Source organism: Alcaligenes sp. 1735tsa3 (genome assembly GCF_024134565.1).
In the GTDB taxonomy this organism is placed as follows: domain Bacteria; phylum Pseudomonadota; class Gammaproteobacteria; order Burkholderiales; family Burkholderiaceae_B; genus Alcaligenes; species Alcaligenes phenolicus.
Genome location: NZ_CP099862.1, coordinates 2,949,408 through 2,962,767 on the forward strand (window position 1 = coordinate 2,949,408; position 13,360 = coordinate 2,962,767).

Annotated in this window: 10 protein-coding genes; 5 read left to right on the top strand and 5 right to left on the bottom strand. The window is 57.6% G+C overall.

The genetic code is table 11. The annotated features are described in order from the left end of the window. The first annotated feature begins 187 nt into the window (after positions 1 to 187). Positions 188 to 1,498, top strand: a complete 1,311-nt coding sequence (gene lplT, locus NIZ92_RS13755; RefSeq protein ID WP_060186478.1) for a lysophospholipid transporter LplT — start codon at positions 188 to 190, stop codon at positions 1,496 to 1,498. A 123-nt stretch (positions 1,499 to 1,621) separates the two neighbouring features. Here the strand turns inward: lplT and NIZ92_RS13760 are convergent, their stop codons facing one another. Continuing rightward, the gene (locus NIZ92_RS13760; RefSeq protein WP_083053265.1) at positions 1,622 to 2,545 is read right to left on the bottom strand and encodes a uracil-DNA glycosylase; all 924 of its coding nucleotides are present in this window, start codon (positions 2,543 to 2,545) and stop codon (positions 1,622 to 1,624) included. Beyond that, a complete protein-coding gene (gene tsaB, locus NIZ92_RS13765; protein ID WP_254002108.1) occupies positions 2,542 to 3,774 on the bottom strand; it encodes a tRNA (adenosine(37)-N6)-threonylcarbamoyltransferase complex dimerization subunit type 1 TsaB in 1,233 nt (410 codons plus the stop codon). Before tsaB ends, NIZ92_RS13760 begins: the two co-directional genes overlap by 4 nt. A gap of 277 nt (positions 3,775 to 4,051) precedes the next feature. On the opposite strand from tsaB, the gene ompR reads away from it, so the two are divergent. Together ompR and NIZ92_RS13775 are read left to right on the top strand one after the other, a co-directional pair. Further along, positions 4,052 to 4,786: a two-component system response regulator OmpR gene (gene ompR, locus NIZ92_RS13770; RefSeq protein ID WP_003801024.1), complete on the top strand. Its 735-nt coding sequence runs from the start codon at positions 4,052 to 4,054 to the stop codon at positions 4,784 to 4,786. A 35-nt stretch (positions 4,787 to 4,821) separates the two neighbouring features. Beyond that, entirely contained in the window at positions 4,822 to 6,231 is a 1,410-nt protein-coding gene (locus NIZ92_RS13775) for an ATP-binding protein (protein WP_162473399.1), read from the top strand. 62 nt (positions 6,232 to 6,293) lie between these two features. Here the strand turns inward: NIZ92_RS13775 and ispF are convergent, their stop codons facing one another. Further along, positions 6,294 to 6,779 carry a 2-C-methyl-D-erythritol 2,4-cyclodiphosphate synthase gene (gene ispF, locus NIZ92_RS13780; RefSeq protein WP_021446886.1) on the bottom strand — a complete coding sequence of 162 codons (486 nt, stop codon included), beginning with the start codon at positions 6,777 to 6,779 and terminating at the stop codon, positions 6,294 to 6,296. Beyond that, complete coding sequence (ispD, locus tag NIZ92_RS13785; RefSeq protein WP_254002109.1) at positions 6,776 to 7,477, bottom strand: 2-C-methyl-D-erythritol 4-phosphate cytidylyltransferase; 702 nt, start codon at positions 7,475 to 7,477, stop codon at positions 6,776 to 6,778. The genes ispF and ispD overlap by 4 nt, the downstream gene beginning before the upstream one ends. 17 nt (positions 7,478 to 7,494) lie before the next feature. On the opposite strand from ispD, the gene mfd reads away from it, so the two are divergent. Beyond that, positions 7,495 to 10,986 carry a transcription-repair coupling factor gene (gene mfd, locus NIZ92_RS13790; protein WP_254002110.1) on the top strand — a complete coding sequence of 1,164 codons (3,492 nt, stop codon included), beginning with the start codon at positions 7,495 to 7,497 and terminating at the stop codon, positions 10,984 to 10,986. A 199-nt stretch (positions 10,987 to 11,185) separates the two neighbouring features. On the opposite strand, the gene serB is transcribed toward mfd, so the two are convergent. After that, complete coding sequence (gene serB, locus NIZ92_RS13795) at positions 11,186 to 12,037, bottom strand: phosphoserine phosphatase SerB (RefSeq protein ID WP_254002111.1); 852 nt, start codon at positions 12,035 to 12,037, stop codon at positions 11,186 to 11,188. A gap of 171 nt (positions 12,038 to 12,208) precedes the next feature. Between serB and NIZ92_RS13800 the strand changes: the two genes are divergently transcribed. Then, the gene (locus tag NIZ92_RS13800) at positions 12,209 to 13,324 is read left to right on the top strand and encodes a nitronate monooxygenase family protein (RefSeq protein WP_254002112.1); all 1,116 of its coding nucleotides are present in this window, start codon (positions 12,209 to 12,211) and stop codon (positions 13,322 to 13,324) included. Positions 13,325 to 13,360 lie beyond the last annotated feature (36 nt).

Genomic DNA, 13,360 nt, shown 5'->3' on the forward strand with positions numbered 1-13,360 from the left:
ACTGCCCCCGCAGTCCCTGTTATTCTTGCTCCCCATCTCTCTTCGTAAATTTCACACCGGCTCAGGCTTGGTCAGAAAAACCATGAGGAGCCGCCTTGAAAAAGCTCCCCAGGCCTGACACCTGGCTTTGATTCGTGCTCTGCAGTCCCGAGACTGCACCTGTGGGCACACGTATTCGGGATGTATTTTGAATAAAGGATTTTATCTGGTCATGGCCGCGCAGGCATTGTCGTCAGTTGCCGACAATGCCTTGCTGATTGCCGCCATCGCCCTGATCGCTGACCTGCACGGACCTATCTGGATGGTCCCCATGATGAAATGGTGGTTTGCGCTGTCCTACGTGCTATTGGCCGCTTTTGTAGGGGCCTTTGCCGACTCGTATCCCAAGGGCCGGGTGATGTTCGCCACCAATGCCATCAAGCTGATAGGCTGTATGTTGATGTTCTGCCACCAGTACTTTGGCATGAACGACTCCCAGCAGCTGGTTCTGGTCTTTGTCTCCTACACCCTGGTAGGTATCGGTGCTGCTGCCTACTCTCCCGCCAAATACGGCATCGTCACCGAAATGCTCAAGCCCGAACAGTTGGTCAAGGGCAATAGCTGGATTGAAGGGCTGACCGTTCTGTCCATCATCGGCGGCACCGTGCTGGGCGGCATTCTGATCAACCCGTCGATCGCCAGTTCGCTGGCCGAACACCCCCTGATTGCACCTTTGGCCCAGACGCGTGCCGAAGTCGCTATCTTGCTGATTTCCTTTATCTACCTGTCGGCAGCGCTGTGCAATCTGCTAATTCCCCGCACCAATATCGACTACCCGCCCCAACAAAAGAACCCCATTCTGCTGCTCAAGGAATTCCGTACCTACGTACATATTCTGTGGCGTGACAAGCTGGGCCAGATCTCGCTGGCGGTAACCACTTTATTCTGGGGGGCCGGTGCCACACTGCAATTCATTGTGATCGAATGGGGCGCTCAACATCTGGGCTACCGTCTGGACCAGGCCTCGGTGCTGATGGGCGTAGCCGCATTGGGTACGGTCTTTGGCGCCGTTTTTGCGGCCCGCGTCCCCCTGAAGAAATCACTGGCCGTTCTGCCAGTGGGCGTGGCAATGGGCTTTGTGGTTCTGCTCATGCCCTTGGTGCACGAGAAATGGGCGGTCTACACCCTGCTCATGGGCATTGGCGGCTTGTCCGGCTTTTTCGTCGTTCCCATGAATGCCCTGCTCCAACATCGCGGGCACGTCATGTTGTCGGCCGGTCACTCCATTGCCGTGCAGAACTTCAATGAACAGTTGAACATTCTTTTCATGCTGGCGCTGTACAGCCTGCTGTTGTGGCTGCGTTTGCCCATCAACTACATCATTGTGTTCTTTGGCCTGATGGTAGCGTCCTTGATGACGGTATTCATCATCTGGAAAAACGCCAATCTGCGCGCGCACCCCGAGCTGGAAGCCTGCATAGGCCAGGAAGGTCATGGGCAGGCCTTGACGGCCAAGTAAGGGACAGCCCCAAAAAGGCACTACACCCCAAAAGTTGGACATGAATCCAATCTTTGGGGTGTTTTTCCATGATGACGTCTGACGAGGCAACTCAGCGCTAAAAGCCACCTGCAAGAACTGAGATCAGGACTGGCCCTGCAACTCGCGCAACAAGGACAAATCCCGCCAGGCATTGGCTTTGTGCTGCGGGCGCAGCAACAGCGAGGCAGGATGGTAAGTCACCACCAAAGGCAGGCTACGACCCTGGGCATCGGTATACGTCAGGGCCTGGCCCCGCAAAGCCTCCAGATCTTCATCACGACCACTTAATGCCACCGCCGCCAAATGGCCAACGGCCAGCAAGCGACGTGGCTGTACCAAGCGAATCTGCGCATCCAGAAAGGCCCGACACGCGGCCAGCTCCTCTTGGGTAGGTGGACGGTTGCCCAAGGGGCGGCATTTCACCAGATGCGTTTTATAGACCGAAGCATCAGGAATCGCGCTATTGAGCATGGCTTGCAAAAGCAGCCCGGCTTTGCCGTCAAAAGGCTGGGCGCTGCGATCATCACTGGTGCCCGGCGCTTCACCAATAATCATCCAGTCCGGTTCAGATAAGAGTTCTGAACCAAATACCACTTGAGCGCGGCCCGTATGCAAACCACATTCCTGACAAGCCTGTACCTGCTCCAGCAAGCTGGCCATATCCTGGGCTTTTTCGGGCTGAATCAGTACAGCAGGCCGCTGCACGACCTCCTCCACAGGAGCCGCTGCAACAGGTCGAGCGCCGGATTTACGCAAAACTGCTAGCGCCTGATCACGCGCCGACATGGCATCAGTAGCCGCTGCGGGAGCTGAAACAGGCGCAGGGCTGCCTGCATCATCCAGATTTCGGCCTGCCAACTGAGCCGTCTGCGGTGACGCTGCGGCCTCTTGCGCAGGGGCTGCGGTAATGGCGGCGGATTGAACCAGAGGCTGTGCCTGCGGCAGACGCGCCAGAAAAGCACGCTCCAGCCCCAACTCCAAAAGCCAGGTGCGCTGCAAAGGAGAGATAGGCTGAAAATCGATCATGCCCCAGCCCTGCTGGCCAGGTTCAGACTCATCAAGACCGCGTCTTCACGCTGTCCATCGCCCAGCGGATAGTAGTTTTTACGCAGACCATCCGCCTTGAAACCGTACTTCTGATACAGACCAATAGCTGGCGCATTCGAGGCCCGCACTTCCAGAACCACGCGCTCCAGCTGATGCTGACGAGCCCACTGCAGGCCGTCATCCAGCAATTGTCGAGCCAGACCGCGCCGCTGCTGTTCAGGGGCCACCCCAATCAGCAAGAGTTCGATCATATCGGGAGCTTGCAGCCAGATGGCATAGCCTTGCACCAAGCCTTGTTTGTGAATGATCCGGGAGCAGTACGCGCTATTGCCCAGGGCATCCGTGAAGTTGCCTGCCGTCCAGGGATGGCTTTCCACACGACGCTCAATATCCAGCACAGCGGACACATGCCCGGCCTGCATGGCTTCAATTTGTAGAGGTTGATCCAGAGCCGCCGGGTTTCCGCCCAGGCCCTGCTCACGCTCCTGGATGGTGTAGGCGACTTTCTCGCGCACATACAGCGGCATGGCCAGATCCGGGGAGATACCCCGCCCTTCATCCAGATCATGCAGAGCCAAATGCGCCACGCTGGCACCTGTTGCACGCCATGTCTGGCCCACTTCCCAGCCCTGCGCAACGATAGCTGGGGCCAGATCAGGAAACTGCTCCAATGCGTCACCGACGACTTGAATGGGCTGCTGCTCTGCGATCAAACCCTCAGCCTGCAAACGGGCGATCCAGGTAGTGACCTGCGCGGCATCCAGCAAGACCGGGCTTTGCAGCACAGACCAGGACTTCTCAGCTGTCCAGCAGTACACAGCCGCGTAGACCTCTTGCATGCGCGCATCCTGTGCCACCACATAGGCGGTGCCTTCTACAGGCGTACCGCAAGCAGCAGCCGCCAGTAAGGACGAGACCGGCAGCACCGGCAGGTCCAGAGCAAAAGCCATACCTTGAGCTACACCACAGGCCACGCGCAGGCCGGTAAAACCGCCAGGGCCTTGGCCGAAAGCAATCGCCGTCAGGGCGTGCCTATCCAGACCGGCCTGCTCCAGCAGTTGCTCGGCCATGGGCAAAAGGCGTTCGGCATGATCGCCAGTCCCCTCGTGGCTCAGCTCCACCAGCGAAATACCCGCTTGGGTGCGAGACAACAAGGTCAGTTCACAGAGATTGGAGGAAGTCTCCAGGGCAAGTATATGTGCATCCATCGCGCTATTTTAGTTTAAGCAGACTCAAAATAGGCAGCTCCCTGGGATCGGACAAGGACAAAGCAGTCCATCATGGAATTTCGGGTGTATTTGCCCTCTGGCCGCTCTTTTTTTGACCTGACTCAAGCCGGGCTATCAAACTATTTGCCACCATATAATCCTCTGTGAAGCCAGTCCAAATCCGCTGCAAGGCGCATAAATAGTACAAAACGCTTAATGTGTAATATTTTTCTACACCCCCCTATACGCGGTTTCTGATGCCTGTTACATTTTCGCTATGAATACGCCGACCCCCCCCCTCACCCGCAAAATCCTTGTCGTTGACGACGATCCCCGGCTGCGCGATTTATTGCGCCGCTACTTGTCTGAACAAGGGTTCAACGTTTTCGTCGCCGAAGACGGTAAAGAAATGGCCAAACTCTGGCAACGCGAGCATTTCGATCTGCTGGTACTGGATCTGATGCTGCCAGGCGAGGATGGCCTGTCCATCTGTCGTCGGCTGCGCGGCGGACACGACAACACTCCCATCATCATGCTCACTGCCAAGGCCGAAGAAATCGACCGTATCGTGGGCCTGGAGATGGGTGCCGATGACTACCTCATCAAACCTTTCAACCCCCGCGAACTGCTAGCCCGTGTCAACGCTATCTTGCGACGCCGTGGTACCGAGGAACACCCCGGCGCACCTAGTCAGGAAAATGAATCGATCGAGTTCGGCCCCTATGTGCTGAACCTGTCCACACGAACACTGACACGCAACAACGAAGTCGTCCCCATCACAACGGGCGAGTTCTCCGTGCTGAAGGTGTTTGCCCGTCATCCCAAGATCCCCTTGTCGCGCGACAAACTGATGGAACTGGCGCGTGGCCGCGAATACGAAGCTTTTGACCGCAGCCTGGACGTGCAGATTTCGCGTCTGCGCAAGCTGATCGAACCCAATGCCTCCAAGCCCGTGTTCATTCAAACGGTCTGGGGTCTGGGCTACGTTTTTGTTCCAGACGGCGGTAACTGACCTTGTCTTCCGGTCAGCAAGAAGGGCGGCCCGCCGTGGCCGCCCAACGCCGAGCAACAAAAAACTCAAGTATCCGGCTGGGTTTATTCAGCCGGTCTTTTTTATTGCTCGCAGCGTTGATGCTCGTCAGCCTGGGTGCCTGGCTGCAAGTATTCTTCAGTATGGAAGAAGGCCCACGCGCAGCCCAAATGGCGCAGCGCGTGGCGTCCATCGTCAGCATCACCCGCTCGGCCCTGGTGTACGCGCCCCCGGCGGTACGCCCTGCCCTGTTGCTGGATCTGGCCACCAAGGAAAGTCTGCGCGTGCAACCACGCGAGAACACGGACGAACTGGAACCCTTGCCACGCTCCAACTACTGGCAGCACGTCTCTACCGAAGTGCGTGGCGCACTGGGCAGCCAGACTTTGATCATGTGGTCGGTCAACAGCGTGCCCGGCATCTGGGTTTCCTTTGATATCAATGAAGATCAGTATTGGCTGGTCTTTGATCGCGAACAATTAAGTCTGACTGCCGGCGTGGAATGGCTGGGCTGGGGCGCTACCGCCTTGCTGCTGGCCTTGATTGGTGCCGCTGTCAGTGTGCGTTTTGTGAACCGGCCTTTGGCTCAGTTGGCCAAAGTGGCTCAGCAACTGGCCCGTGGCGAAACCCCCAGTACCCTGCCTGAAAAAGGTCCGGTTGAAATCCGCGACATGAATATTGCCTTTAACCGCATGGCGCGCGACATTCGCCAGACGGAGGCCGACAGGGAAATCATGCTGGCCGGCATTTCGCACGACTTGCGCACACCGCTGGCGCGCATGCGTCTGGAAATTGAATTAAGCCAGGTATCGGACGAAACCCGCGCCGCCATTGACGAGGACCTGGCCCAGATTGACCACAGTATTGGTCAACTGATGGAATACGCCCGCCCCGCTGCTGCCGTTCCTGAACATGGCATTGATGTTTCCGCCGTGCTCAATGATGTCTACGAACGCGAACGCACGCATACAGAATCGCTGGGTGGAATTTTGACGGCCTCCGTCGAACCCAATCTGTATGCTCGCATCAGCGCTCACGACTTGAAGCGTATCGTCTCCAACCTGATCGAAAATGCCCGTCGCTATGGACGCAGTCCTGAGGATGACCGGGCACGCATCGAGCTGTCGGCGCATCAGCACGGCAATATTCTGGTGATTGCCGTCAAGGATCAGGGAGCCGGTATTGAAAAAGGCGATATCCAGCGCCTGCTGCGCCCCTTCTCGCGCGGCGTCTCTGCACGCACAGGCGTCAGTGGTGCAGGCTTGGGACTGGCTATTGTGGAGCGTTTGCTGGGACAAGTTGGCGGCCACTTCGAGCTGGTCAGTGCTCCGTCCGAGGGCTTGACCGCCCGCATTCAATTGCCCCGCATCCGCGCCAGTCGTAATGCGCCTGGAACCCAGGGCGATAAAGACACCAAAGCTTCCTGAGTACCATGAGCCTTGGGCAGGGGACAGCCCTTGCCCAAGGCCGGACTCAGTCCCGCAGTCGATCAAGCACGGTACAACAAGGCAACTGAGGTCACTGCAATCCCTTCCTGGCGTCCAACAAAGCCGATCGCCTCGTTTGTTTTTCCCTTGATGTTCACACTGCCGGGTTCCAATTGCAGATCGGCCTCGATATTGGCCACCATCGCCGGAGCATGTGGTGCAATCTTGGGTTTTTGCGCATGAATCGTGGCATCCACATTGCCTACCAACCAGCCAGCCGCACGTACCTGCTCATAAGCATGGCGCAGCAGCACTCGACTATCGGCCCCCTTGTATTTTGGGTCCGTGTCCGGAAAGTGACGACCAATATCTCCCAGACCCGCCGCCCCCAGAATCGCATCGGTAATCGCATGCAGCAAGGCATCAGCATCCGAATGCCCCATCAGGCCATGCGTATGCGGAATAGTGACGCCGCCCAAAATCAAAGGTCGGCCTTCGCACAGCACATGCACATCAAAACCTTGTCCTACGCGAATCGGCATGCTCATAACCATTTCTCCATCAATTCAAAATCTTCAGGCCAGGTGACTTTAAAATTCCGCGCCGAACCCAATATCAATAAGGGTTGGCTGCCCGCCAACTCCATGGCGCTGGCCTCATCCGTCACCGCAAAACCCTGTTCTTTAGCCGCTAGCAGAGCCTCACGCAAAGTATGGGCAGGAAACAGCTGGGGAGTCTGCGCTAACCACAGTCCATCTCTATCCACTGTTTCCTGCACCGCAGCTGGCTCGGCGGGCGTTGCGCGCTTGACGGTATCAGGCACGGGTAAAGCCAGCAAGCCACCGCGTTGCGCCTGCAAGCAGGCATCAATCAGCCCCGCCAAAGCCTTCCTGGGCAAACCGGGACGAGCAGCGTCGTGAACCAGAACCCAGGCTTGTTCGTCCTTATCCAGGCTCTGCAAGGTATTGAGCACTGTTTCTGCCCGCGTTTCCCCACCACAAGGCAGACAAATCGTGCGCGGCAAGCCTTCCAGTGCGGAGGCGGCCCAGATATCACCGGGGGCCACGGCCACCCGCACCTGGCTGATGCGCTCATCAGCCAGCAAAGCCTGTACCGAGCGGCGCAACATGGGCTGCCCACCCAGCAAACGGTATTGCTTGGGCAAGCCTTGCGCCTTCGTGGCAGAATCCAGGGCGCGCGAGCCAATACCGGCGGCTGGAACAATTGCAATCAAGGTAGTCTTCATAGGTGGGTGATTTTATAATGACAATCCTGATGGAAACCGAAAAACAGCACTCCCTGTCCCTGCCCAGCACCCAAGATGTGCTGGCTGCCTTACGCCCCGGTCAACGCTACTCGCAGCCCATGCCCCCCGGCTCGGGTGATGCCTGCCTGATTGCCGACCTGGCCCGCCAACATAAAGCGCCTATTCTGGTGCTCTGCGCCGATCCCTTGACGGCCCAAAGGCTGGCCGAGGAGATCCTGTTGTTTGGCCCCGCCCTGCGCGTTCGCCAACTGCCGGACTGGGAAACACTGCCATACGACAGCTTCTCTCCGCACCAGGATCTGATCTCCGAGCGTTTGCGCACCTTGCATGCCCTGACCATGCACGAGGTCGATGTACTGACGGTCCCCGTCACCACCGCCTTGTATCGTCTGGCACCGCCCTCCTTTCTGGCCGCCTACACCTTCTCATTCCGCCAGGGCGACGAGCTGGATGAGGCGCAACTGCGCGCCCAGTTGATGTTGGCCAACTACACCCATATGACACAGGTCAGCGCTCCAGGCGAATTCAGCATTCGCGGTGGCCTGATTGACCTGTTCCCTATGGGTTCAGTGCTGCCTTACCGTCTGGACCTGTTCGACAACGAAATTGAAAGCATACGCAGCTTTGATATCGACACCCAGCGCAGCCTGTATCCGGTCAAGGAAATCCAGCTGCTACCCGGCCGTGAATTCCCCATGGATGAAGAGGCGCGCACACAATTCCGGGCTCGTTTTCGCGAGTTCTTTGAAGGCGATCCTTCACGCGCCCTGCCCTATAAAGATGTAGGCAATGGCATTGCCTTTGCCGGTATTGAATACTATCTGCCGCTGTTCTTTGAAGAAACGGCCACCTTGATGGACTATGTGCCCCAAGGCAGCCTGGTCATTACTCACGGGGATGCACAAAACGCGATTGGCCGCTTCCAGAGCGATACTCATAGCCGTTTTTCCTTCCTGAAGAACGACCGTGAACGCCCGATTCTGCCGCCAGAAAGCCTGTTTTTGTCAGACGAGCAGTTTTTCAATGGCATCAAGCCTTTCAGCCGCCTGAGCCTGAGCGCCCAGGCTGACAACCAGCCTATCGCTCATCCCGATTTCGAGCCTTTGCCTGTGGTCGCGGTAAACCGACGCGACAAGGATCCATTGTCTCAACTGCGGCAAGAAGTGCTGGACCCGAAAAACCGGACCGTGCTGTGTGCGGATTCGGCAGGTCGTCGGGAAACGCTGCTGCAGATGCTGCGTGAACATGATCTGTCACCCGCAACAGACTGCCAGAGTCTGGCCGATTTCCTGGAGTCAGACGCGGCTTTTGCCCTGGTCGTCGCGCCTTTGGCACGTGGCTTTGCCTTGGTGCATGACAGCCTGAGCCTGCTGACTGAAAACGACCTTTACCCCACCCAGACTCGCACCCAAAGCAGCCGTCGCCGCAACGAGCGCAGCAGCGATGTGGAAGCCATGGTGCGGGACCTGTCCGAACTGCGTGAAGGCGACCCCGTCGTTCACGCCGAGCACGGGATTGGACGCTACTGCGGCCTGAAAGAAATGGACCTGGGCGAAGGCCCGGTCGAGTTCCTGCACCTGGAATACGCCAAAGGCAGCACTTTGTATGTGCCCGTAGCCCAGTTGCACGTGATTGCCCGTTACAGCGGTGCTGATCCCGAGCATGCACCTTTACACCAGCTCGGCTCCGGCCAATGGGATAAGGCCCGCCGCCGCGCAGCGAAACAAGCACGTGACAGCGCTGCGGAATTGCTGGCCCTGTACGCTCAGCGCGCCGCTCGTGAAGGCTTCAAGTTCAAGCTGCCGCTCAATGACTATCAAGCCTTCTCCGAAGGGTTTGGCTTTGAGGAAACACCGGACCAGGCTGCTGCCATTGAAGCCGTCGTGAACGACATGACGTCCGGCCAGCCTATGGACCGTCTGGTCTGCGGGGATGTGGGCTTTGGTAAAACCGAAGTCGCCCTGCGTGCCGCCTTTCTGGCCGTGGCCAATGGCAAACAGGTTGCCCTGTTGTGCCCAACCACTCTGCTGGCCGAGCAACATGCGCAGACCTTCTCGGACCGTTTTGCCGACTGGCCTATCCGTGTTGCCGAACTGTCCCGCTTCCGTTCGACCAAGGAAACGCAGGCCGCGATTGCGGGCCTGCGCGATGGCAGCGTAGATATTGTGATTGGTACGCACAAAATCCTGTCCTCGGATGTGCGTTTCAAACAACTGGGTCTGGTCATCATCGACGAGGAACACCGCTTTGGTGTGCGCCAGAAAGAGGCCTTGAAACAGCTGCGTGCCGAAGTCGATATCCTGACCCTGACCGCTACACCTATTCCACGCACCTTGGGCATGTCCCTGGAAGGCATACGGGACTTTTCCGTCATTGCCACGGCACCGCAAAAACGTCTGGCGATCAAGACCTTCGTGCGTCGTGAAGATGGCAGCACCATACGCGAAGCGCTGCTGCGCGAATTGAAACGCGGTGGTCAGGTCTACTTCCTGCATAACGAAGTCGAGACCATCCACAATCGCCGTGCTCGTCTGGAAGAGCTGGTGCCCGAAGCCAGTATTGCCGTGGCCCACGGTCAAATGCCCGAGCGCGAGCTGGAAGCCGTCATGAAGGGCTTCTACCAGAAACGCTACAACGTGCTGCTGTGTACCACGATTATTGAAACCGGCATTGACGTGCCCACCGCCAATACCATCGTCATCCACCGTGCAGATCGCCTGGGTCTGGCTCAGCTGCACCAATTGCGTGGACGAGTAGGACGCTCTCACCACCAGGCTTATGCCTATCTGCTGACCCCTGGCGAGGATGCCATCACCAGCAATGCGAAAAAGCGGCTGGAAGCCATTCAGGCCATGGAAGAACTGGGTGCAGGCTTTTTCCTGGCCATGCACGATCTGGAAATTCGGGGTGCCGGTGAAGTGCTGGGCGAATCCCAATCCGGCGATATTCAGGAAGTGGGCTATTCCATGTATGCGGATATGCTCAACACCGCCGTCAAAGCCCTGAAGGCCGGTGAAGAACCTGATCTGGACTCGCCCTTTGCCTTGCAGTGCGAAGTGAATCTGCATACTTCTGCGCTGCTGCCAGCCAACTACTGTCCGGATGTGAATGCCCGTCTGGGACACTACAAAGCCCTGTCACACGCCCGTACCGAAGACGACCTGATCCATATCCATGAGGAGCTGATCGACCGCTACGGCCTGCTACCAGAAGCGGGCGAAAACCTGCTGGCCGTGCATCGCTTGCGCATCAAGGCCGAACCGCTGGGTATTGTGAAAATCGATGCCAGCGAAGCTCAAGCGACGATTCAGTTTTCCTCCAAGCCCAATGTGGACGCGGTCAGCATTATTGAACTGGTGCAAAAGAACAAGCAGGTACGCCTGGCTGGGCCGGACAAGCTCAAGGTTGAAATTACCAAAGGCGAGGAAATCAAGAACCGTATTCAAGCCGTGCATAATGTCTTGAACAGCTTGCGCAAAGAGAAGTAAGCCTTAACAACAAGGCTAGGATATAAAAAAGAGCGCTGCCCAAGGACAGCGCTCTTTTATTTTTGACAGCCAAACTCCTGCCTTGTGCGTTTACGCTGGTGAGCTGGAAGGCCTATATACAGACCAACTCTTGGTAAGCCTTGAGTTTGCGGCGCCCACCTTCGTTTTTTCGCCATACTACGCTGACGATCCGCCAACATCAAACGTCCAAACGGAACCAGTTCAACACGGCATCCAACGGAGAGTGATTCAAGGCAAAGCTGGCTTGCTCCTGCACCACCGGTTTGGCACGATAAGCCACCGAGTACTTGGCCTTGGACATCATGGGCAAGTCATTGGCCCCATCTCCAATCGCAATACACTGCTCTGGACCTGCACCCAGCTCAGCCGCCAGTTCCTGCAGGAAACGGGCTTTAGCCTGACCATCTACAATTGCGCCCAACACTTTACCGGTCAGCTTGCCGTCCACCACTTCCAAGGTGTTGGAGTGGGCGTAGCTCAGACTGAAACGGTCTTTCATGCGCTCGGTGAAGAAGGTGAAGCCCCCCGACACCAGCAAAGTTTTCACCCCGTGGGCATGGGCCGTCGTAATCAAACGATCCGCACCCAGGTTAGGCTGCAAGCGCTCTTCATAGACGCGAGTCAGATCGCTGACGGGCACACCTTCCAGAAATGCGACACGGCGATTCAGACTTTCGGTGAAGTCCTTGATTTCGCCGCGCATGGCCGCTTCGGTAATTGTGGCAACCTGCTCCTTGCGGCCAGCCATATCAGCGATCTCGTCAATACACTCGATATTGATCAGCGTGGAATCCATGTCCATTGCCAGCACACGCATTTCTTTCAGGCGATCAATCTGCTCCAGAAAAGCAAAGTCCATCGCGCCGGTCTTGCACAGGGCCTGCACCTCAGCGCGTTGCGTAGCATCTGCACCCAGCAGGCGCACGGCGGTAGGACCCAGCTCCTGGACTCCATCGGCCTGCACCACTGCCGCAATTTTTTCGATGATGGCGCTATCCAGGCGCGGCCCTTGAAGAATGAGATGAGACATCAGATCGTCCACAAAGCAAGAAAATACAGCACAGCCACTGTGCCAAAAGACGATTATTGTAGCCTGCTGCAGCCCCGGCACGGCCCTGCCAACAGGCGACAATGTCAGTTTTCAGCCTGAACTCATCCTGCTACGATAAAAGCTATCGCGAAATGACCGAGGACGCCCTCCATGTACATCTGGCCCAACAATACCTTGCTGGATCTGCTCCACATCGAACATCCCATCGTTCAAGCCCCTATGGCCGGCGCCCAAGACAGCGAACTGGCTATTGCCGTTGCTCGTGCTGGGGGCCTGGGCTCTTTGGCCTGCGCCATGCTCAGTCCGGAGCAGATTCGGGAACAAGTAGGCTTGTTCCGGCAAGCCGTATCGGCCCCTATCAATCTGAACTTCTTTTGTCATGAAGACCTGCGCCTGGAGCCTGAGGCTCTGCAAGAGTGGCGTCTGCGCCTGATGCCTTACTACCAGGAATACGGCCAGGACCCCAATCAGGAATTGCCCAAAGCGGCACGCGCGCCCTTCTCCAGTCAGCATGCAGAGTTGGTCGAAGACCTGAAACCCGAAGTCGTCAGCTTCCACTTTGGCCTGCCCTCCCCCGAGCTGATCCAGCGCGTGAAAAAAGCCGGTGCCCTGGTCATGTCCAGCGCTACCACGACGGCTGAGGCGGTCTGGCTGCAAGAGCACGGCGCCGACATCATCATCGCCCAGGGTCTGGAAGCCGGTGGCCACCGTGGCATATTCCTGGACGATAAAGTGCATACACAAGTGGGCACCATGTCTTTGGTTCCCCAGATTGCCGATGCCGTCACTATTCCTGTGATTGCGGCCGGTGGTATTGCCGATGGACGCGGTATTGCTGCCGCCCTGGCCTTGGGCGCCAGCGCAGCTCAAATTGGCACGGCCTACCTGTTCTGCCCTGAATCCAAGATCACTCCACTGCATCGCGAAGCCCTGTCCAATAGTCGCTCGGACGGCACAGCCTTGACCAATCTGTTCTCCGGTCGCCCTGCCCGCAGTATCCGCACTCGTCTGATGGATGAAATCGGTCCTTTAAGTGCCAGCGCTCCGGTATTTCCCCATGCGGGTTCGGCTCTCAGCCCGCTGCGTATCGAAGCCGAAAAACAAGGCCGTACCGAATTCAGTTCTCTGTGGAGCGGACAAAGCGCTGCCTTGGGTCGTGCCCTGCCTGCCGAACAACTGACGCTGGTTCTCGCTCAAGAAGCTCAGGGCGTCTGCAAGCGTCTGGGCGTGGCTGGCGCTACCCATGCCCCCCTGGACAAACCTTGATCGATTCTGGGGGCTGCACACGCGGTATGCAGCCCC

What these genes read in the sequence shown, in the direction of transcription:
- NIZ92_RS13760 (WP_083053265.1), bottom strand. Translation starts at nt 2,545, where the DNA reads ATGATCGATTTTCAGCCTATCTCTCCTTTGCAGCGCACCTGGCTTTTG.
- tsaB (WP_254002108.1), bottom strand. Translation starts at nt 3,774, where the DNA reads ATGGATGCACATATACTTGCCCTGGAGACTTCCTCCAATCTCTGTGAA.
- ompR (WP_003801024.1), top strand. Translation starts at nt 4,052, where the DNA reads ATGAATACGCCGACCCCCCCCCTCACCCGCAAAATCCTTGTCGTTGAC.
- ispF (WP_021446886.1), bottom strand. Translation starts at nt 6,779, where the DNA reads ATGAGCATGCCGATTCGCGTAGGACAAGGTTTTGATGTGCATGTGCTG.
- ispD (WP_254002109.1), bottom strand. Translation starts at nt 7,477, where the DNA reads ATGAAGACTACCTTGATTGCAATTGTTCCAGCCGCCGGTATTGGCTCG.
- mfd (WP_254002110.1), top strand. Translation starts at nt 7,495, where the DNA reads ATGACAATCCTGATGGAAACCGAAAAACAGCACTCCCTGTCCCTGCCC.
- serB (WP_254002111.1), bottom strand. Translation starts at nt 12,037, where the DNA reads ATGTCTCATCTCATTCTTCAAGGGCCGCGCCTGGATAGCGCCATCATC.
- NIZ92_RS13800 (WP_254002112.1), top strand. Translation starts at nt 12,209, where the DNA reads ATGTACATCTGGCCCAACAATACCTTGCTGGATCTGCTCCACATCGAA.